Annotated in this window: 21 protein-coding genes; 8 read left to right on the top strand and 13 right to left on the bottom strand. The window is 40.6% G+C overall.

Features of this window, described 5'->3' with window-relative positions:
- The first annotated feature begins 139 nt into the window (after positions 1 to 139).
- The 4 genes from hisB to JMY06_RS09260 all read left to right on the top strand — a co-directional run bounded on the left by hisB (position 140) and on the right by JMY06_RS09260 (position 3,600).
- Positions 140 to 793, top strand: coding sequence for an imidazoleglycerol-phosphate dehydratase HisB (hisB, locus tag JMY06_RS09275; protein ID WP_201618017.1), 654 nt, complete (start codon positions 140 to 142; stop codon positions 791 to 793).
- Complete coding sequence (gene hisH / locus JMY06_RS09270; RefSeq protein ID WP_201618016.1) at positions 794 to 1,438, top strand: imidazole glycerol phosphate synthase subunit HisH; 645 nt, start codon at positions 794 to 796, stop codon at positions 1,436 to 1,438. It abuts the gene before it with no gap.
- 197 nt (positions 1,439 to 1,635) lie between these two features.
- Positions 1,636 to 1,983: a hypothetical protein gene (locus JMY06_RS09265; RefSeq protein ID WP_227672268.1), complete on the top strand. Its 348-nt coding sequence runs from the start codon at positions 1,636 to 1,638 to the stop codon at positions 1,981 to 1,983.
- A 117-nt stretch (positions 1,984 to 2,100) separates the two neighbouring features.
- Positions 2,101 to 3,600 carry an ATP-binding protein gene (locus JMY06_RS09260; protein WP_201618014.1) on the top strand — a complete coding sequence of 500 codons (1,500 nt, stop codon included), beginning with the start codon at positions 2,101 to 2,103 and terminating at the stop codon, positions 3,598 to 3,600.
- A 139-nt stretch (positions 3,601 to 3,739) separates the two neighbouring features.
- On the opposite strand, the gene JMY06_RS09255 is transcribed toward JMY06_RS09260, so the two are convergent.
- The gene (locus tag JMY06_RS09255) at positions 3,740 to 5,044 is read right to left on the bottom strand and encodes a valine--pyruvate transaminase (protein WP_201618013.1); all 1,305 of its coding nucleotides are present in this window, start codon (positions 5,042 to 5,044) and stop codon (positions 3,740 to 3,742) included.
- 300 nt (positions 5,045 to 5,344) lie between these two features.
- On the bottom strand, positions 5,345 to 5,998 hold the full coding sequence (locus tag JMY06_RS09250; RefSeq protein ID WP_201618012.1) for a dCTP deaminase domain-containing protein: 654 nt from the start codon (positions 5,996 to 5,998) through the stop codon (positions 5,345 to 5,347).
- Between the two features lie 246 nt (positions 5,999 to 6,244).
- On the opposite strand from JMY06_RS09250, the gene tmk reads away from it, so the two are divergent.
- From tmk to JMY06_RS09230, 4 genes are read left to right on the top strand one after another with little or no spacing between them, the layout of a single operon-like run.
- The gene (gene tmk / locus JMY06_RS09245) at positions 6,245 to 6,892 is read left to right on the top strand and encodes a dTMP kinase (RefSeq protein WP_201618011.1); all 648 of its coding nucleotides are present in this window, start codon (positions 6,245 to 6,247) and stop codon (positions 6,890 to 6,892) included.
- 55 nt (positions 6,893 to 6,947) lie between these two features.
- Positions 6,948 to 7,289, top strand: coding sequence for a MazG nucleotide pyrophosphohydrolase domain-containing protein (locus JMY06_RS09240; RefSeq protein ID WP_201618010.1), 342 nt, complete (start codon positions 6,948 to 6,950; stop codon positions 7,287 to 7,289).
- Positions 7,290 to 8,225 carry a thymidylate synthase gene (locus tag JMY06_RS09235; RefSeq protein ID WP_201618009.1) on the top strand — a complete coding sequence of 312 codons (936 nt, stop codon included), beginning with the start codon at positions 7,290 to 7,292 and terminating at the stop codon, positions 8,223 to 8,225.
- A gap of 10 nt (positions 8,226 to 8,235) precedes the next feature.
- Positions 8,236 to 8,598: a hypothetical protein gene (locus tag JMY06_RS09230; protein WP_201618008.1), complete on the top strand. Its 363-nt coding sequence runs from the start codon at positions 8,236 to 8,238 to the stop codon at positions 8,596 to 8,598.
- Positions 8,599 to 8,709: 111 nt separating this feature from the next.
- Here the strand turns inward: JMY06_RS09230 and JMY06_RS09225 are convergent, their stop codons facing one another.
- From JMY06_RS09225 to JMY06_RS09175, 11 genes are all read right to left on the bottom strand, one after another.
- Positions 8,710 to 11,343 (bottom strand): ABC transporter permease, encoded by a 2,634-nt coding sequence (locus tag JMY06_RS09225; protein WP_227672267.1) that lies wholly within the window; start codon positions 11,341 to 11,343, stop codon positions 8,710 to 8,712.
- On the bottom strand, positions 11,340 to 12,077 hold the full coding sequence (locus JMY06_RS09220) for an ABC transporter ATP-binding protein (protein ID WP_201618007.1): 738 nt from the start codon (positions 12,075 to 12,077) through the stop codon (positions 11,340 to 11,342). The genes JMY06_RS09225 and JMY06_RS09220 overlap by 4 nt, the downstream gene beginning before the upstream one ends.
- Positions 12,074 to 12,913 (bottom strand): arylesterase, encoded by an 840-nt coding sequence (locus JMY06_RS09215; RefSeq protein WP_201618006.1) that lies wholly within the window; start codon positions 12,911 to 12,913, stop codon positions 12,074 to 12,076. The genes JMY06_RS09220 and JMY06_RS09215 overlap by 4 nt, the downstream gene beginning before the upstream one ends.
- Before the next feature lie 169 nt (positions 12,914 to 13,082).
- Positions 13,083 to 14,339 (bottom strand): CynX/NimT family MFS transporter, encoded by a 1,257-nt coding sequence (locus tag JMY06_RS09210; protein WP_227672266.1) that lies wholly within the window; start codon positions 14,337 to 14,339, stop codon positions 13,083 to 13,085.
- A 492-nt stretch (positions 14,340 to 14,831) separates the two neighbouring features.
- Positions 14,832 to 15,080: a (Na+)-NQR maturation NqrM gene (gene nqrM, locus JMY06_RS09205; protein WP_201618004.1), complete on the bottom strand. Its 249-nt coding sequence runs from the start codon at positions 15,078 to 15,080 to the stop codon at positions 14,832 to 14,834.
- A gap of 132 nt (positions 15,081 to 15,212) precedes the next feature.
- Positions 15,213 to 16,712 (bottom strand): sodium:proton antiporter NhaD, encoded by a 1,500-nt coding sequence (nhaD, locus tag JMY06_RS09200; RefSeq protein WP_201618003.1) that lies wholly within the window; start codon positions 16,710 to 16,712, stop codon positions 15,213 to 15,215.
- Positions 16,713 to 16,945: 233 nt separating this feature from the next.
- Positions 16,946 to 18,088 (bottom strand): FAD:protein FMN transferase, encoded by a 1,143-nt coding sequence (locus JMY06_RS09195; protein WP_201618002.1) that lies wholly within the window; start codon positions 18,086 to 18,088, stop codon positions 16,946 to 16,948.
- Positions 18,089 to 18,226: 138 nt separating this feature from the next.
- The gene (locus JMY06_RS09190; protein ID WP_201618001.1) at positions 18,227 to 19,027 is read right to left on the bottom strand and encodes an SDR family NAD(P)-dependent oxidoreductase; all 801 of its coding nucleotides are present in this window, start codon (positions 19,025 to 19,027) and stop codon (positions 18,227 to 18,229) included.
- Positions 19,028 to 19,249: 222 nt separating this feature from the next.
- Entirely contained in the window at positions 19,250 to 20,485 is a 1,236-nt protein-coding gene (gene nqrF / locus JMY06_RS09185; RefSeq protein WP_201529310.1) for an NADH:ubiquinone reductase (Na(+)-transporting) subunit F, read from the bottom strand.
- Between the two features lie 171 nt (positions 20,486 to 20,656).
- Entirely contained in the window at positions 20,657 to 21,265 is a 609-nt protein-coding gene (nqrE, locus tag JMY06_RS09180; protein ID WP_201529308.1) for an NADH:ubiquinone reductase (Na(+)-transporting) subunit E, read from the bottom strand.
- A complete protein-coding gene (locus JMY06_RS09175) occupies positions 21,265 to 21,936 on the bottom strand; it encodes an NADH:ubiquinone reductase (Na(+)-transporting) subunit D (protein ID WP_201529306.1) in 672 nt (223 codons plus the stop codon). The genes nqrE and JMY06_RS09175 overlap by 1 nt, the downstream gene beginning before the upstream one ends.

Raw genomic sequence — 21,936 nt, 5'->3', positions numbered from 1 at the left:
AAATACGTCAGCGCCTAACCTATTTAATAACATTCCCATTTCTTAATATTTACCACTTATAGCTCTTTCACTTTATTCCAAACATCTCGGGCATGTTTTTAGCCCTATTTTATTGATTTTATATTTATAGAGGGTAGTTATGACCGCCAATTCGACAGCACAATCGCAAGATCAAAACTCTGCTAAAAATCTTTACGGCCATGCCGCACGTACCGCGACTGTTACGCGCGATACCGCTGAGACCCAAGTAACCTGTACAGTCAATCTTGACGGCACTGGTCAAGGCACTGTGGACACTGGTGTGCCATTTTTAGATCATATGATAGACCAAATCAAGCGTCACGGTTTATTCGACTTAGAGATCAAATGTACCGGTGATACGTTTATTGATGATCACCATAGTGTCGAAGATACCGGCATTACCGTTGGACAAGCCTTTGCTAAAGCGCTAGGCGACAAAAAAGGCATTCGTCGTTACGGACATTTCTACGCACCATTAGATGAAGCGTTAACCCGCGCAGTGGTTGACTTGTCTGGTCGTCCAGGATTGCACATGGATATTCCATTCACTCGCTCGCATGTGGGTACTTTTGATGTTGATTTATTCAGTGAGTTTTTCTACGGCTTTGTGAATCATTCGTGGATGACCGTGCATTTGGACAATCTAAAAGGTAAAAATAGCCATCACCAAATCGAGAGTACTTTTAAAGCCTTTGCGCGTGCGCTACGTATGGCTTGCGAATATGATGAGCGTGCGCTAAATACCTTGCCATCGACCAAAGAGGCGTTCTAGATGAGTAGAGCGACCAAAATTGCGTTATTAGATTATGGCATGGGTAATTTACACTCTGCCAGTAAAGCACTATCAGCGGTCGGTGCAGAAGTCTCCATCACCAATGACCCAAAAGTAGTCGCTGCTGCGGATAAGATTTTCTTCCCTGGTGTCGGAGCGATGCGTGCTTGCATCGCTGGCATGCACGAGGCTGGCATTGATGACGTCATACGTCATGCGGTATTTAATAAGCCAGTGATGGCCATTTGTGTGGGCATGCAGGCGTTATTTACTGAGTCTGCTGAAAATGGTGGCACGCCTTGTCTGGATATTTTAGAAGGGCAAGTAAAAGCTTTTGATCCCGAATGGATCGATGAAAATGGCGCGCCTATTAAAGTGCCACATATGGGCTGGAATACTATCAGCGGTATGGATTTCAATCATCCACTATGGCATGGCATTGAGGACAATTCGCACTTTTATTTTGTTCACAGCTATTATTGCGAGCCTGCCGATAGCAATCAAATTTCGGCAACTTGTGATTACGGTCAGCCATTTTGTGCCAGTATTTTGCAAGAGAATTTATTTGCAACCCAGTTCCATCCAGAAAAGAGCCATAGCGCAGGCTTGCAGTTATTAAAGAATTTTGTGGATTGGGATATTTAAATAAACGTGAGTTAAATGTTTAATTCAATGTCAAGGTAGGTTAGCAAATGCGTAACCTGAGCGAGGAAGGAGCAAAGCACTGCTTTGCCCTCGCGCAAGAGAGTTTGCATTGTCGCAAACTTTTTTTATTGGTATTTATATCTATAATTATAATTTAAGAGAAATAAGTGGATTTTTATATCTTTAAGACAGACATCGTGAATGCCACAGGACTAGACAAAGATGCCCTACATATGTATGTGGGCATCAGCGTTTATTTATTGAGTTTAATCCTGCTGCGTCCAATTTTTGGAAAATACAGTATCAGGTCATTCATCGCTTTAATCATGGTGACCTGCATTGCCTTATTAGGCGAGTATTTAGACAACCGCCATACTATTACAGAGCTAGGTATCTTGGGGATAGGAAAAATAGAACTAAGGGTAAGCATCCATGATCTTATCAATACGTGCCTGCTACCCTCTGTGCTCTATGTATTAACTGGCTGGACAAGAATCTTTGACTCAGTAAGTAAACCAAGCAGCTTATTAAAAAAAAGACTTTAAATTAAATTCGTATACTTTATTGTGAGTCCTAAATCTTAATTAATAATAAGAAAAACAAACTAAATTAAAAATTTGTTTGTGTGTCATTTACTACTAAAGTTCTAATAAAGGATGAGTATGAAAATTAGTAAGATAATTTTAGAGAACTTTAAAGCATTTGCTGGGCGACATGAACTTGATACTAATAAGCCAGTTGTGTTTTTAGTTGGGGAAAATAATACTGGTAAAACTACAGTATTCAAAGCAATCGATTTTTTGAGGTCGGGAGCTCCAAGAGATAAAACTATTGATGATTATAAGAATGCCAATCACAAAGATAAACATGTTTCCGTTACTATAGAAATAGAAGGCAATCTTGAACAATCGATAGAAAACTTCTCTGAAGTTAAGTATTTACCTTATGTTGTAACTGATGATGGGACGCAAAGAATAACGCTGAAACGTACTTCTGAAGAATATAGTGTTCAGCAGGGTAAAAAGTCAGTAGATATTAATATTAGAAAAATAACCGTCTACAATAGTGTTACTGATCAGTTTGAAAACCCCACTGGATTCGATAAAGCCATTAATACATTATTCGAGGTTGTATCTATATGGTCGGATATGGATGCAAGTGAATTAACAGATTTTGGTAGTACCAAAACATTGGGAAAACTACTTAAGGATGTTTGCAATAACTTTGAAACTAGCAGTAACTGGAACAATTTTTTAGATGCTCATAATGTAGCATTTACTACAGGTGAAGATTCTCTATTAAAGCAATCTCAACACCTCGTCAATGATATTCAAAAATCACTAGGTGAGTTTTATGGAGAAGCGACGGTCTCATTTGACTTTAAGCCCCCAGAACCATCATCATTTGTTAAATTGGGTGACATAATAGTTAATGATGGAATTGAGACAAATATTTCTGAAAAAGGTAGCGGAATGCAAAGAGCATTCGCATTAGCGGTTATGAAAGTTTATGCTGACTTTCTAGTTAAACACCCAAGCAATGCGGATTTGAAAAAGCCACTGTTCTTTTTCATTGATGAACCAGAAATTTCTCTCCATCCTAGAGCACAGATGACTTTAATTAAATCTATAATTACAATTTCAGAGCATCAACAGGTATTCCTTACTACTCACTCTCCATTTTTATTAAAGCATTTTGCAAGCAATGATATATGTACATATATGACTAAGAAAAATAACCAGTCGGCGCAAGCAAACCTTGTTGAATCAATGCAAACATTCTCATTTTCACCCACTCTAGCAGAAATAAATTATTTTACTTATGAGATATGCTCAACAGATTTCCATAATGAGCTTTATGGATATATTTCTGATATTACTAATAGCAATATGGCTAAAAAATTTGATCAATGGGTAGAAAGGGAACATAGCATTATACAAGATATGGTTTGGATAAAAGACAATGGTAACGGGCGCACTAACCCAATCAACCTTACTTTAATGTCCTATATAAGGCATAGTATTCATCATCCAGAGAACACTTATAACCGAGCGTATACAGAAGAAGAAATTCAGACATCTACACAGAAAATGGTTAGTATCATTAATAGCAATACATTTCAGACTTTGTTAAGTGTCTATCGTAGTAGTGCTATTGTTTAAGGATTATTGAAAACCTAAAGCTTTTATCTCAATGATAAAATAGAAGGGTAGTATTATGAGATTTGAATATATTACTTTAAATCTCATAACACTACCCTTCTATTTTTCTGTAAACCAAATGTTTTTTTAAGAAAAATATCTACCTATCATCATAAAGCTCTCTTACCACTTCCCCAATCACCTTAATACCATCAATAAGAGTCTGCTCATCAGCGGCAATACTCATGCGAATACATTCATGCGCATGTTTATAGTTATCAACATCAACACCGGGAAAGAAGTATTTGCTTGGCACAATTAACGTGCCTTTTTCTTTTAGGCGCTCATACAGCTTAACGGTAGTAATCGGCAAGTCTTTAAACCATAGCCATAAGAATATTGCGCCTTCAGGCTTATGAATCGCTAGGGGATAATCACCCAAGGCTTCTTTTAACAGACGCACCGCTGTATTCGCCTGCTGCTGATAAAACGGTTTGATAGCCTCGTCAGATAATTGCTTGATACGGTCATCTTTGACCAATGGCGTCGCAATCGCAGCACCAAAGCGCGTAGGGGCTAAGTTGACTACCGCATTCATTGAACTGACTGCTGCAATCACTTCAGGCGCAGCAACAATAATCCCTGTGCGTACACCCGGCAGGCCAATTTTAGACAAGCTAAAACATAAAATCGTATTGTCATCCCAGTTTAAATGTGCGTCTGAATAAATGATATTGGGAAACGGCATACCGTAAGCATTATCAATAATAAGCGGTACTCCATAACGTTTGGCAATTTCTGCTAAACGGCTCATTTCTTCATCGGTCAATACATTACCCGTTGGATTGGTCGGACGTGAGCAGCAAATAGCACCGATACGCCCTTCAACCAACGCTGGTAACCGTTCTAACGCCTCAAAATCTACCCGATATTTAAAGAAGCCTTCTTCGCCATTGTAAGTAACTTCATCAATATGAGGCAAAATAGCAGCAAAATGCTGACCATCGATATGTACATCACTATAGCCAATATATTCTGGTGCTAGCGGTAGCAGGATCGACTTATCCACGGATTGGTTTTGGTCATCTGTAAATGCGCCACCAAAGAGATTAAACAGATAAAAGAAAGCATTTTGGGAGCCATTGGTAAGGGCTATATTATCCGCTGTTAAATTCCAATCATAATGACGATTAAAGAAGTCTACTAACGCATCAATAAAAGCCGCATCACCTTGCGGGTTTGAGTAGTTGCCTATGCTATTAAGAGCAGTCCCTTCTAGTCCATCATTACCAAGCGCTTGATAGGTCTGTAAAAACACTTCGTTAACGGCTTCAATACGAGCAGGATTGCCACCGCCCAGCATATTAATCGGCTGGTCACTTTTTAGTGCATCGCCAAGATCGTCCATCAGCTGGGAGATGCCAGTTGGCTGAGTAAATTTTTGCCCAAATTTTGAGAAATCCATAGAGTTACCATAAAGTTATAAGAGGTTATTTGAGTGATAAAGTGGCGTTATTATAGCAAATGAGGGCTATCATGAATAAAAAAACGCCCTCTAAGTTAATAGAGGGCGTTTTAGTTTGAGGTTTCAGGGCTTATGGTTTTGGAGCTAATCCTGCTTTGCGCTTGTAATTGGCAGTCTATGGCGCACAGCACACCAAGCTATCGCTTCAATCAGGGCTGAAAAGCTCTCCAAGGCGACTATTGTTAGTTAAGCAAAGTTTTAACAAACATCATCACGTAAGGGGTTGGGATAGGTTAAAACTTATGAAACGGGCGGTAAAAAAGAGTCTACATAAAGTTTAAATACAATAAAAAAAATACCAGATATTAAAGTTATTAGAATTGCTCCATATACAAGGGTATTACTGAGTTTAGTTTCTAATTTGTTAATCTGTTTTTGTAAATCCGCAGGATAGGCATTATTATTACTAATCATATATTTATTGAGAAACTCTCCGTTGACACCTTTTAAGCCTTGATGATCGCCTTCATAAGTAGTGATACTAGTTAGCGTTGAAAACCATATTTGAAACAATGGATCACCTACTGTAAGGTTTATTGGACTTGTTCCTACGTTCAGTACAGAAAATACAAGTTTACCTTGGAAATTCGGATCTACATGAAAACCTGAAATATTAATCAAACCTTTGAATTTTACTTTGCTTTTTATTGAGATAAACGCCATTAAATCATCAGGTATCTTAAGAATTTCAGACGATTCTAGAAAATAAAATTCACCAGGCTCAATCACAATCTGATTATCTGTAGCTTGCAGTACTTTAGAATTCGTGGTTGTAGAGCAATATGATTGTCCAAGAGTAAGTTCATAATGGTTACTTTTTATACCATCTTCATTATAGTCTAAAATTATGTTTCTAGCTCTAGATTTGAGCTCGCTTTCTCCTAAAAAACTCATCAACTCTACTCTTTGTAAAAGGTTATAATTGTATGTATTATCCAATACCTACATAGTGGACTTGTTTAGCTACATATGCATATTCTGGTGGAAGAGAGTAACAAATAACAGACTAATCTACAATTGTTTAATGCTGATTTTACTAGATGAAATATTGGGTGATACTCGGTTGATAAGACATATTTTACGCATAAAATCTTAAAATAAGATATATGCAATTTAGTATACAAATTTTAGAGAGCCAAGATGAAAGGTAAGTTCATAGTATTTGAAGGTATCGACGGGTCTGGTACAAGTACACAGTCTCAACTCCTTGCAGAGTTTTTCCAAGAGAAGCAAAACAGTTGCTTTTTAACTTCAGAACCTTCTTCAGGGCCTATAGGGAACTTGATAAGACAAGGTATGAAAGGAAGAGTCACTTTTGCAAAGTCTAATAATAATCCTTTAGAACAGGATCATGTATTTGATGAGCAGATGGCTTACTTATTTGCAGCTGATCGACATGATCACTTATACAACGAAGTAGATGGAGTTTTCAAATTAGTAAATTCTGGTTCAGTAGTCATTAGTACTAGGTACTACTTCTCTTCTTATGCTTATCATTGTACTACGGAAGAAGATTTTCAGTTTGTTAAGTCCCTTAATAGTAAGTTTCCGAAGCCTGATTTAGTGATATATCTTAATAACCCTGTAGAAGAGTCTCTTAGACGTATTGCCTCTAGAGCTTTTATAGATGAATATGAGAATGAAGGAAAGCTAAAGTTAGTAAGTAAGAACTACGAGAAAATATTTAGTAACTACAAAGGAAACCTAGCTATTATTGCAGCTAATAAAGACATAGTAGAAATACACAATGAAATATTAGAAGTTGTGAATAAACTATTTTTAGATTAATCGTTATTAATACTAATAATTATAATATAACGTATATTGGGTCTGGAGTAGAGCAATGAGCTTATCACTTGAAAAGATAAAGAGTTTACAGAAAGATTTTGATATCAATCATTCTGTAGGAGAGAAAGGTTTCTATGTAGATATTGATGAGAGTAACATTCATGAATTAGAGCACTTGATTGTGTGTCTAGTAGGTGAAATAGGAGAGTTCTCAAATATTTTAAAAAAGGTTGCTAGAGGGGATTCTAGGTTGAAAGAGGTCAAAAATTTATTGGATGAAGAGCTGGTAGACACATTTATTTACTTAGTTAAAATATCTAATCAATTTAACGTCAATCTTGAAGAAGGCTACCTTAATAAGTTAGAAAAAAATAAAAAACGTTTTAGTGGTCTATAGATGGAATATTTTGTTGGTGATAACTATTCAAAAACCTATTATTCAGCTCTAAAAGCATTTAGCTCTGATAGTACCTTGACTGAATCAAGAGTTGGAGATTGCTACGATCTTTCCACAGCTATGTTTTCCATCAGATCTCTAAGTTGTGGTTTGCCTTTTGTAAAAGGTAGAGGTTTGAATATATTTTTTGCGATAATGGAAGTGGCTTGGATATATTCAGGTTCTAATGAACTTAAGCCTTTACAGACTATAATAGATAATTATGGAAAATATTCCGAGGATAATATCCATCTATATGGTGCTTATGGTTATCGTATTTTCAATAAGTTTGGTGTTAACCAAGTCGAAAAAGTTATAAAAGAGCTGTTAGACAGTCCAGAGTCAAGACGAGCGGTCATCTCTATTTATGCAGCTGGAGATTTAAATAATTTAACTTCGCTAGATATACCTTGTAATATATCTCTTTTATTTAAAATCCGCGATAACCAATTAGATATGACTGTATTGAATAGATCTAATGATGTTTACAAAGGAGTACCATACAATCTTTTTGTCTTTAGGTTAATACAATTTTATATATCCAGAGAGTTAGATATACAGGTTGGATTGCATAACCATTTTACGGATTCATTGCACCTATATAAAGAAGACTTTCCTAAAGTAGCTAACCTCTTAAAGCAAGATGAGATAGTAAAAGATAATTTGGAGCTAGATGTTAGTTTCTTTAATGAAATAATTATCGATAGTGCTAATATAGTAGGCTTAAATTGGAATAGTATAAAGAGTAAAAGACTGCGTTGGTTATTCACATCTTATAGAGAATTTAAAGAAATAAAAAATATTTCTAGTTTTGAAGGTCACAATGAATTTTTGGAGCTAAGTTGGTTCGTTGATGATTGGTTACAAACTCACCATGATATTAGCTTAGATTTATAGGGATAGAAAAATGAATTTGGAAAGCCTACATAGTATTGTATATAAAGACCCGAGTGAGATAGCTTCTTTCATAGTTGAGATGGAAGACGCACTAAGTGCCGAACAAGTTAATATAATTAGGTCTTTCTTAGCTACGGTGAATTTTTCACCTATGAAATATGAGATTCTACAAGATGAGACCAGAGGATTTTTGAGAAAATTAATAATAGGTTTAGTTTTTGGTGAGACTAACGTCTTATCTTTTAGTGAGCCTTCTATCAAACAGTCGATATTACAAAAGTTTGGGGAAGTCTGTAAGCTATTGAGTATAGATAAAAAATTCATCTATCCAATTACTAATTATGCTAATGAAATTTGTAGTTATTGGGATTGAACAAAACTTATAGCGAGTAAGGATGGTAGATAACAGCAGATTAAAAAACCCCATGACGGGGTTTTTCTTTGCAAAGTTAAAACTAAATACAGTTTTTTAACGCTTCTCACTCTAAATCATCGCTCGCACCCGTGCCATAATGCCGCGCCCAATAACCAGACGCACATAAACAATAGAGATGGCGAATAATAAAGCAATTAGCACTAGTGAGCCCATAGCGATGCTCAACCAAGGCATACTAAATTGCAAATTAAACCAGTAAGTAATCACTGCCCACGCGCCAACACTAGCAATCGTCACAGCGAATACGGCGGCACTAATACCGAGCAGACCGAATTCTAAAATATTAAGCATGTATAAATCGCGTTTTTGCATCCCTAGTAGGCGGAATGAGGCGCTCTCTTGCATGCGATCTTGCGAGGTGGATAATAGCGAGCTAATCAATACCATAATGCCGGTCAGCAACGCCAATAAGGTAAAAATATACACCAAACGGCTCATCTGTGCGACCAACTCTTGAACTTGCTGGGCAATTGCGGTGCCATCAATAGTAGTAATGGCAGGGAAACGGCGGACGAGCTTCCCTTGTATCTCAGAAATATTATCTGCTGGCACGTGAACGGTAGCAAATTGAATTTGCGGGGCAGCAGACAATACCGATGGCTCAAATAAGAAATAAAAGTAAGGACTGGGGCCACGCTCATAGCGCGAGCGAATACTAGTAATTTGACCGACAATCTCAATACCTTGAATATTAAAGCGAATCTGCTCGCCCATCTTAACGTTGAGCATAGTTGCTGCGGTATCTAAAATAGATAAAGGCGCTATTGTCTCAACTGCTTGGATTGCATGATTCTCGTTAACAATATCTTCATTAATAATAGGAGCGTAGAGCTTATTATCTTGCACTGCAGAGGTAATAAACTCTGTTTCCATCACTGTATCAGCGTAGCTTAAATTAAAGACGCGGGTCGGATCATCAAAGCCTTCAGCAGGCTCAATGTCTTGTACCGGAACATCGTTGGCAGTCACCACCCGCGCTCGAATCACTGGATAATAGCTAACAGGCTCATCGATTAAGTTATTAATGTCATCGTGTTGATCACTCTGAATATCTAGTAAGAATAAATTGGGCGCATCCTCAGGATAGGCGTTAATAAACTGCACATTAATACTATGATTAAGCGTCGTAATTAGTGTCAGTACGGCTACCGATAGCGATAAGGTGACAAAGAAAAGCACTGATTGATTGCCTTTACGGGCAAGGTTATGGATAGCAATACGCTGCATCCAGCTTATTTTACTATAAGTCGCCACGCGCGAAAGTAGCCATAACCAAGCACGTGCCAATGCCCAGAATATGGCAATAAAACCGATTAAGCCGATAAGTAATTGTGCGGCTAGCTTCAAAGACTGCACTTCATAAGCGAAGAAGCCATATAAGCCGACTAGCATCAGTCCATACCATAATAGCGGTAGCTGACGATACCAAGGCAAGCGTTGCAACTGCTGACTGGCACCTTGATTAAGTAAGGTTACAGGCTTAGTCGTCCTGAGCGTACTAAGGCCGCGTTGCGTAATGAGTAAGGTCAATACTAAGGCAATGATGACAGTCTTAGTAATGCTCAGAGGATTGATGGCAAGACCAATATCCGCTGGTAAAATTGCCGCAAGATAGGGCTGACCGATTTTGAGAAAAGCAAGACTTAAAACTACCGCTGCGATACAAGCGATTACTGCTGTACCCATTAGCAAGCGATAATAGCTGCCTTTGATTGCTCCTATAGGCTCACCTAACGCCATACGAATGGCATTATTAGATTGCTGCTTGGTCACAAATGCAGTAATGACGCCATACATTGCCACCGCAGATAACAGCAAGACTGCTATGACTAATAGCTTTAAGAACTTCAGTACATTGTCAGAGATACGTGATACCGAGGTATCCGCTGACTCGGCATCGGACAGCTCAATATCGGGATAGTTCTCTAATATTTGGTTTAGCTGCTCGCGCTGGCTAGCCATCAGCTCAGGGTCACCTGCCAGCTCGATACGGTAACTGACTCGGCTACGTTGACCCATTAAATTAGTTGCCTCGAGAGCATCTTGCTGCATTAATACGCGACCGCCAAAACCAAACGCGGTGAGTGGACGATCCGGCTCTTTAATCAGCTCATCACTAATAATAAATTGTGCGTCGCCAACGTTGATACTATCGCCAACGCTGATATCTAAACCTTTAAGAACTTCAGGAGCGACCACTACGCTATTTGAATTCAGCTGTTGCCATAATGGCGTGCCAGAGGCCAGCGCCACTTCACCATATAAGGGGTAAGCCGGCGAGACTGCTTTTACGCGGGCAAGTAAGGTTTGCTCAGCAGTGACTATCATGGCATTAAACTGATAGTCATAAACCGTTTGCGTATCAGCAATCGTTTGTACTTGGCTTAATACTTCTGCAGGCCAATCTTGGTTACTGGTCAATATCAAATCACCACCAACCAGCGCGCGCTGATTGTCATTGATATAACTATTGACCGTCTGTTGGATAGAGTCGAGGGTCAGGTAAGTGGCAAGCGACAACGTTAAGGTAATTAAAAACAGCACTGGATAAACCCAGCGTCGCCACCAACTGCGGCTTAATACCTGTGACCCTAAGCTGCGCGCAAATATTCGACCCAGTATGCCATTAGAATAATTTGACTCATTATCCATGGTGCTATTATTTGTTAGCTTATTATTCATTGAGACAAAATCCGGCCATCGTGCATAGTAATGACTCTATTAGCCATTTCGGCAAGCGCGGCATCGTGAGTCGCGACGACCAGTGCCGAACCGACTTGTTGGCGTAAGTCTAATAACAGCTGCATAACTTGGTCGGCATTCTGCTCATCTAAGTTACCGGTAGGCTCATCGGCAAACACAATCTTAGGGTGTGATACCAAGGCGCGTGCTACGGCTGTGCGCTGCTGTTCACCTCCAGATAATTGACTGGGTAAGCTGTTACGTCTGTGACTGAGGCCAACCGCTTCAATCAATTCATCAACCCGCGCCTTATTCGGACGCCGGGCAATATCGAGTGGAAAAGCAATGTTTTCTGCCACTGTTAATGTTGGCAATAAATGAAAGGATTGAAAGACAAAGCCCATCTCGCGCTGCCGGATGACTGCTAATGCGTCCTCATCAAGCGTGCTTAATGTTTGTCCGGCCAATTCAACGGAACCACTATCGGGGTGATCTAAAGCGGCCAATAGTCCCAGTAAGGTCGACTTGCCGGAGCCGGACTTGCCCATAATGACCACAAACTCGCCAGCGTTAACGTGGATATTAACGTCTTTAATAATAGACAGTGTTTGCTCACCGACTTGTACGGTTTTATTCAATTGCGAGCCGACAAGCAGCGCGTTTTTTTTAGGGGTTGGCGCTGCTGTCGACGATGCTGTCGCCGTTATTTTTGATGCCGTTTTCGATAGTGTCATTGCGAAGTCTCAACTAGTGGTGTCTCTGCTGGCATGTTTTCTGGTGCGAGTACCGCTGATTTATTTGCTAGCATCTGCTCAATCTCAGGTTTCAATATTGGTAGAATATTATCATTAACGATGATGGTATAACCTTCGCTAGTTGGATGAATAGCATCGGCTTGATTAAGATTAGCATCGGCAGCGACACCGTCTAAAAAGAAGGGGATGAGCGTTACATTCATATCTTTGGCTATTCTTGGGTACATCGCTGTAAAAGATTGTACGTAGTCATTACCTAAATTGTCATAAATCTGCATGCCGCCTAAGATGACCTGACTGCCATTATCTTGTAGATGCTTAACGGCTGTACGAATATTGGCCTCAACGGTTACTACATCAATACCGCGAATAGCATCATTCGCGCCAATGGTTAAGATCGTAATATCTGGTTTGGTTTGCGCGACCCAATCCAAGCGATTGACCAAACCGGTACTGGTTTCGCCACTTAACCCTGAGTTAATGACTTTGACATTCTTATAGCCCATTTCTTGTAGGCTCGCTTCTAGCTGCGCTGGATAATTGGCATCATTTGCAACCCCTAGACCTTCTGTCAAAGAATCGCCGAGTGCTAGTATAGTCAATGATTGACTGTTAGCCGGTTGAGTGAGTTGCTGATCAGTTTGAATCGGGCTTTCAGCGGTTGTTTGAGTATTCACAACCGCTTCATCAGTGACAGTATCCGTTTCAGATGCTTTTTGGCAGCCATTAATTGCTAACACCAGCATTAATAAAGCGGTCAGTAAGACGACTGTCACGCTATAACGTTTACTGAAACCTAATGATACGTCTAACATAATTATCTTGTCCTGTATGCAATCGGTTTAGTGTAGCAAATAAAAAGGCGTGTTAAACATTCAACAGTGTTTAATTGTGAATGCCTAACCCGCCTAATATTTTTATCGTACTATTTTTGCAGTCTATATTAGACTGCAAAGCGTACTTGTTACTTATTAACGAGAGCTATTAAATCTTTTTACCATCAACCATCACCGGACGACCGACTAACCAAGCCACACCAACGTTGATAATCATTAACACTAGAATCAACAGTAGCGGCAAGTCCCAGTTACCAGTCGCTTCATGTAGCCAGCCTGTACCCAATGGGCCAAAGAAAGCAATGATATAACCGACCGCTTGCGCCATACCGGACAGCTCACTGGCTTGATTGGTGGTATATGTACGCAGGGAAAACAATATCATACTCAAGGTAAACATCGCCGAGCAACCAGCACCCATAATACCTGACCATAACCATGCTAGGTCAGTGGACAAGTAGCTGATTCCCAAGACACCAATAACGTTCAGAACCGCGGCAAATACTGCCAAGGCTTGAATAGGGCGACCACGATTGACCAGCCACGTTAAGCTTAAAATTGCCACTGGTGCCATAAACTGAAACATCGAACCCATCTGTCCGGCTTTTACTGCAGTTAGTCCTTTACTTACCCATATAGACGGTAAAAAGCTGGCAACGGTATAAAATAATAACGACTGTAAGCCCATAAAAATAGCAATCTGCCACGCAAAAGCAGTACGCCACACGGAAATATCGGAAGAACCGGGCGACGCGAGGACAGGGGCTTGATCACTAGATGAGCCTAAACGCAGGCGTAAAAATACCCAAATAATAATCGCAAAAATACCTAAAAATGACCAACCACCAAGTGCCCACTGCCATCCTACCCATTCAGATAGCGGCAATACCACGCCGGCGACTATTCCTGCGGTCACCGTCATCGTCAGACTGAACAGACCCGTAACCAGTGGAATATGTTTAGGCGTGCGCTGCTTAATCACTGGAGCGGCTAAGGTATTCGCAAAACCTATGGCTAAGGTCAGCATGAGCGTACCGCTCAAAAATCCAATCCAAGTTGGAATAGCGGCACGAACGACCATACCTGCGGTCAGCAGCACAATCATGGCAATTAAGGTATTTTCAATCCCAAAACGCTTACCAATTGTTGGTGAAATCAGCGCGCCAACGGCAAAGGTTAGCATCGGTACTGCGCCCAGCCAACCGATTTGAGTCTCGGAGATATTAAGGGCAGCCTGTACGACGGGTGCAATAGAGCCGAGCGCTACAATAGGCGCACGCATATTGGTACCCAGCAAAATCATGGCGCAGAGCACCAACCAAAAAGTAAACTTTGAAGAGGGCGGGTTAAACACTTTCAGCTTATCCGTGGAGGGCTTGGATTGTAAATTAGAAGGGGTAGACATAGCAACACAACAATCAAAATAAGAAAAAGGACACGTCATTTCCGAGCGCCGGTGAACCGCCATTCGCAAAATAACACCCAAAAAATTGCACCGAGATGATGACTGACAGCTCGGTCAGAATTGTATAAAATTTTGCAGAAAGCAAATCATATAGGGTTGAACAAAATGTTGGAATACATCTATTTAATAAAGACAGCTGGTAAAAAACAGTGAATGAAAATATTTAATAAAGACGGCTTCTATAATAAGGTATCACAGGAAGCGATTGAAGCTTATCTAGATTAACTGGGTCTTGAATAGGATTTAACGCTATTATAAGAGCAGATGCAGAGGACTACTATCAACGTATGGTAACTAAAAGCCATTATTACAAGCTATACAAGGTTACAAGACGTTATTGATAAGCGTTTTTAACACTCTTTGAGTAACCTTACAAATAAATGAGCCGCTAAAGAATAAGCGGCTCAAGAATTATGCGGATTATAACTGTGGTTATAATGCAGGTCTACCTAATTGAGCTGACTTGGCGGCATTCATTTGCTGATCTGTGGTCATAGAGTCGCACTTGTTAGGATCATCGCCACAGTATGAGCATTTTTCATTGCCCATTAATTTGGCAACGCCGCCACAAGACCCTCTGAGGGGCTGTTTTTTGAACATATAACCAATACCCATAAAGATAAAAAATAATACGAATACGGTAAAGGTGATAGCAAGCATTGGTAGTAGTTGGCTAAGCATGGGGTAACCTCGGCTTATTATGAATGGCCTGCCACGGCTGGCAGTCATTGAGTGTATAGCTTTATTTTACCATATATAGCTAGCATAAATAATGCGTATGCACATCAGGGAGACACAGTTGGCCATAAATAGCTACATAACATGGATAGCAATGTATGCGCCAGCGCCTGCTAAGTAACCAATAAGAGCCAGTCCACTGATATGCTTGAGATACCACATAAATGATATCTTCTCCATTCCCATAGCAGCAACCCCAGCAGCTGAACCAATTATTAAGCAGCTACCACCAGTTCCCGCACAGTAGGCCAAAAAGTGCCAAAATGCACCATCTTGTAAAAACTGACTTTGACGCGCCAACTCACTACCAGTTAACCCGGCCATGGCGGAATCGTTAAGTAGTGGATACATTTTCATAGCACCGGCTACCAGAGGTACGTTATCTACTAGTGCTGACATAAGACCGATTAAAACGTTAATGGTATATAAGCTACTAAAGGTGTTATCAAGCCAAGTTGCTATATTGGTTAAGTGACCGGCAGTAGCTAGCCCAGCTACTGCCAACAAAATACCTAAAAAGAATAGAATACTAGACATATCAACACGGGTAAGCACGCCAACGACGGTCATACGTTGTTTGATATCCCAATCATCATTACGATGCACAAGCTCAGTAAATACCCAAAGTACACCTACCCCAAATAAGATACCCATATAAGGCGGTAAGTGGGTTAAGGTCTTAAACACTGGCACAAATGCGAGCGCCCCTAAACCTAATGCCAGTACACTAATGCGCGTTTTACTGGTAACTGTGTCAAGAGGATCTACTATCGCGCTGTCATTTGCCTCAGTTGTAGGCACGCTAAATGTGTACGAATTTGACGTATCCATTACCATCGCAGAAGCTTGCTCGTTGACATAGTTGCCAAGGTAATTACTATTAGATGACTGGATTGGTGCTTTAATCGGTTTTGGACGGTGTACTTCTTTGCCTTTGAACATAAATGTCAATACTATCAGCGGCAAAATGGCAGTAACTAAGCTTGGTAAGATTAAATCAACAATGATGTTACTGGCTGTAATTTGGTTACCAATCCAAAGCATAGTGGTGGTCACATCACCAATTGGTGACCAGGCACCGCCGGCGTTGGCACATACTACAACTGTACCTACAAACCACCAACGCAGTTCTTTATCTGCCACCAACTTACGCAGTAAAGAGATCATAACGATGACAGTAGTAAGGTTATCTAACAGCGCGGAAAAGAAGAATGTGAGTGTGCCAATCGTCCATAAAAGCTTGACTGCACTAGTAGTGTGAATACGGTTGGTAATAGCAGAAAAACCATCATGCGCATCGATTAATTCAACGATTACCATAGCACCCATCAAGAAAAACAAAATTTCAGCGATTTCTGCTAGGTGATGCCTAAGTTCGGTGTTTATCAATGTAGTAGCGTCAAGACCGTTGACGAGTTGGCCTGCAAGCAAAGTATCTGAACCAATAACAAGCAGTGTCCAAACAATAATCGCAGTGAGCAGAGCAGAAGCTGCTTTATCGACATGCAGGTTATGCTCTAAAGCAATAGCAATATAGCCCAAAACAAAGAATACCGCCATTAATGAATAAATCATCTCATATCCTTAGTGTAAGAACACTTTGATATCACTTTGATAAAAAGCTATATAATAACTTATTTACAATAATTATAACTAATAGTAAGGTTAGAGTAATAACACCTCATAAAATATCATACAACCCTACATAATTAATATTAACTATGTAGGGTTGTTAAATATAATTATTTGATACCTTTCTATTTAAATTATTCAAAATTTACATCTTCGCTCAAAAAATATACTGACACCTAATTGGCTTGCCCAGAACGTAAAGTTTCCATAGCAGGCGTTTGTACCACTTGCCAATCATCGATATTATCAGTGGCTGCATCTGCTTTAACACCATCAGCCAGTATTATAAATAGCGCGGCTATATTTTGTTTTTCAGCCGTCTTCAATGCTTTGGCATAAGGCATGGCTGTTAATGCCGTTGCCCATGCATCGGCATGCGCCACTGATTCGGCAACGACAGTCACCGAAGGCGCACCACCTACGATAGGCTCACCGGTGGTAGGATCAATAGTATGGCTATAATGCTTACCTGCGAACATGACTGAGTTGCGATAGTTGCCAGATGTCGCTAAAGCCATTTTATTGCCGTTAATTATAGGCTGACGAATAGCTGCAATCGTTTGGCGCTCACTAACGGTACTGCCTTCGATCGGGGCATCAATGGCGATTTGCCATGGTTGCTGCTGACTACTAACGCCTGATGTTGCCACCTCACCACCAATCTCAACCATATAATTGCGAATCTGATAGCTGTTTTTGAGGACATCGGCTATCACATCGACGCCATAGCCTTTAGCCACAGCCGAAAAATCAAGGGCGATACCGTCTTTGGTTTTATAAATGCTTTGGTCTTTTTGTATCACGCCCTCAAAATCTACCAAGGCGCGAGCTTGTGCAATTTCAGCAGCGTTTGGTGGGCTCTGCAAACGCTCAACAGTCATAGTGCTGCCAAAGCCCCAAGTCTCAATAAGTGGCATGACGGTAGGATCAAATGCGCCGCCTGATTGCTTATAAACTTGCCGTGAGACTTCCATTACATGGCTAAAATCGGCATCAATTGTAATCGGCGTGTCTTTAGCTAAGCGATTAAATTTTGATATAGTAGCGTCATCTTGATAGGTCGACATACTGTCATTAATCTGTTGTAAGCGTTCATCGATTGCCGATTGAATGGCCACTTCATCCGCACCTTCGGGCAACTGATAGCTAATATGGTAGCTGGTACCCATAGTCTCGCCGCTCAAATAATTATAATCAGGCGTTTGCTGGCAGGCGGTGAGGCTCAAAAGAGTGGCAACACCAATTGCACCAAAAATGGTTTTATTAGTGATTGTGCTACTAGGAGAGTTATAGTGTGAGAACTGCGCTAAATTTGTCATAAGGGTATTTGATATAAAGTAGGAGATAGAGTAAGGGATGAATGTCATTGCAAATAAATTTTACCCATCTTACACCCCTTAACCCTAATAAACACAATAAGCGAGACGCAAATTGATTGTTTTAATTATTTAACTTGGCTATTTAACTTTAGACTTACGGATCAGTTTATAAAGCTTTGGAGGCGATAAGCGATTAACCATCATCGCAAGCTTTTCTTTTTTACCTGCGGCAATAACATATTCTTCACCTTTTATTAATGCTTTGGTGACGTGCTTAGCAAATGCTGTAGCGGTTAGTCCTTTATTGGTAGCGTCATCCATAGTACCTTGCGCCGTACCATCCCAAGTTAAAGCGTTGATAGATACATTGGTTTGGATAAACCCTGGAAATACAGTTGCCACCTCTATCCCTTGATCGTGTAATTCAGCTCGCAGACTGTTTGCCCACATGTGGATAGCAGCTTTGGCAGCGCCATATGCCCCGCGATATTGTGTACCGAGTAGGCCGGCTATACTTGATACCATCACCACTTTGCCGCGCCCTTGAGCGATCATATCGGGCAATACTAATCTTGTCAGACGCGTTTGCGCAAAGTAGTCTATCTCCATTAATTGACGCTCAACCTCCTCGGTGGTTTCTATGATTAACGAGCGTTGACTGATGCCAGCATTATTAATAAGCCAATCGATTTTTCCTGCTTGCGCTTTCGCAGCTTGATAAGCTTTTTTTGCTTGATCGGCATCACTGATATCAAACGGTACTACAATATGTTTATGCGACTTTTTACACCGTTTCTTGACGGCTTCTAGTTTTTCACTATTACGACCACTCAAAATAATTCTTGCACCTCGTTTGGCAAGCTCAACTGATAGGGCTTCTCCAAGGCCACTGGATGCACCTGTTATCCAAATGGTTAGGTCTTTAAATTTTGTTTTCATAAGAGTCCTTTCTTATCTGGTTAAAGGTTTGTATGTATTTAAGCCGGTTTATTCGTTATAAGGGGAGATCTTTTCTAAGAGCTTTGCTGCGTTTTTCTTTAATAATAATACAGGGTTGCTATTAAATTTCGCCCATAAAAAAGAGCCTCAGTTGAGACTCTTAATTTAACATATATTATCAAGCTAATCGTGTTCGCTTGACCGCCAGAGTCACCAAGCGACTTAACCGCCAAAGTCATCAAGCATGATGTTTTCGTCTTCCACACCTAAACTATGTAACATATCGATTACCGCCGCGTTCATCATCGGTGGCCCGCACATGTAATATTCACAATCTTCTGGGTTTGGATGGTCTTTTAGATACTCTTCTAACAAGACGTTATGAATAAAGCCGGTAGGGCCATCCCAATTATCTTCTGGAAGCGGATCTGACAAGGCCACATGCCACTCAAAGTTATCGAACTCTTCTTCTAGTTGATCATAGTCTTCAACGTAGAACATCTCACGAATAGAGCGCGCACCATACCAGAAGGTGATTTTACGATCTGTATGTAGACGCTTGAGCTGGTCGAAGATATGTGAGCGCATAGGCGCCATACCGGCGCCACCACCAACAAAGATCATCTCAGCTTCAGTCTTTTTGGCGAAGAATTCACCATAAGGGCCAGATACTGTTACTTTATCACCCGGTTTTAAACTAAATGTCCATGAAGACATTTTACCAGGTGGAATACCATCAGGACCACGCGGCGGCGGAGAAGCAACACGGATGTTGAACTTAATTAAGCCTTTTTCGTCAGGATAGTTGGCCATTGAGTAAGCACGAATAACGGGTTCATCAACTTTTGAGACATACTTGAAGATGCCAAATTTATCCCAATCTTCTTGATATTCTTCATCGATATCGAAGTCTTTATAATGTACCTCATGCGGCGGTGCTTCTAACTGCACATAACCACCAGCGCGGAAGTTAACTTCTTCACCTTCTGGAATTTTGAGTACCAGTTCTTTAATAAAGGTCGCAACGTTATCATTAGAGATAACTTCACATTCCCATTTTTGTACATCAAAGAATTCGGGATCAATCTCAATTTCCATGTCTTGCTTGACAGCTACCTGACAGGCGAGACGCATATGATTGCGAATCTCACCTTGGGTAAAATAGCCTTCTTCGGTGGGCAAAATAGAACCACCACCTTCAATAACACGGCAGCGACATTGAGCACACGTACCACCACCACCACAAGCTGAAGATAAAAATATACCTTCACTGGCAAGGGTTTGTAGTAGCTTACCGCCTGCTGCTGTCACCACATCATTGTCGGGATTATCATTAATGTGAATAGTCACATCGCCTGAACTGACCAGTCTTGAGCGCGCCATCAAAATAATGGCAACCAAGCCCATGATGATCAAGGTAAACATAGCAACGCCACCAATCGCCGTAGCATAATCCATGATATGTATCCTTAATCTATGGGGTAGGGGTGCAGGGATACGTCATTGCGTTTTGTCCCGAGCCCCTACCGAATAAATGAATTAAATAGGTCAAATAACTAATTATGGTTTTAAGCGCAAGTGTTTAAATAAATAGCCCTTAAATAGAAAAGCATTTAAGTAAACAAGCGCTTAAATCGTCATACCACCGAATGACATAAAGCCTAGTGCCATGAGGCCAACCGTAATAAAGGTAATACCAAGACCCTGCAGCGGTGCTGGAATGTCTGAGTATTTAAGCTTTTCACGGATACCGGCTAATACTGTAATGGCAAGCGCCCAACCAAACCCAGCACCAGCGCCATATACCACCGATTCACTAAAGTTATAGTCACGCTCAACCATAAATAGTACGCCACCTAAGATGGCACAGTTAACGGTGATCAGTGGCAAGAACACCCCAAGAGCGTTGTACAGACTCGGGACAAACTTGTCGAGAAACATCTCTAAAATCTGAACGACGGCAGCAATGAGACCGATGTAACTGAGCAGGCCTAAAAAGCTTAAGTCGATATCAGGAAAACCTGCCCACGCCAGCGCGCCATCTTTAAGAATAAACTGGAACAATAGATTGTTCAGCGGCACGGTGAGCGCCATAACAAAGACCACTGCAACCCCAAGACCAATAGCAGTAGACACTTTTTTCGATACCGCCAAAAAGGTACACATGCCTAAAAAATAGGCCAGCGCCATATTCTCGATAAAGACTGAGGTTATAAATAAACTAAGATAATGTCCCATTAGTGACCGCCTCCATGTGCCATACCTTTAGATTGCGGCTTCATTACGAACTCAGCATCTTCAACCTGTTCTGGTTTCCAAATACGAATAATGACGATAAACAACGCAATAATAAAGAACGCTGAAGGTGGTAATAATAATAAGCCATTAGGTACATACCAGCCGCCATCAGTAGCTGGTTGTAATATCGTCATACCAAACCAGCTACCTGAGCCCAATATTTCACGGATAGTGGCCACAAATAATAGTACAGCAGAGTAGCCCATACCATTACCAATACCATCTAAAAAGCTTGGCACCGGTGGATTGCTCATCGCAAAGGCTTCTGCACGGCCCATAACGATACAGTTGGTGATAATCAAACCAACGAAGACCGACAGGCCTTTACTGACATCATAAGCCACCGCTTTTAATATCTGATCAACTACAATAACCAAGGAGGCAATAATAGTCATCTGTACAATAATACGGATACTTGATGGAATCTGTTTACGGATAATCGAGATAAAGAAGCTCGAAAATGCCGTCACCAAGGTCAATGCCACACTCATAACCAACGCATTAGCTACGGTAGTAGTGACCGCCAATGCGGAACAAATACCTAATATTTGCAAGCCAATTGGATTGTTATCAAAAATAGGTGAAACTAAAATACTTTTTGTATCAGCCAC

Source organism: Psychrobacter urativorans (assembly GCF_904846675.1).
Lineage (GTDB): Bacteria > Pseudomonadota > Gammaproteobacteria > Pseudomonadales > Moraxellaceae > Psychrobacter > Psychrobacter urativorans_B.
The sequence above is the reverse complement of the archived record's forward strand: the minus strand, read 5'-3'. Positions and strand labels throughout refer to the sequence as shown.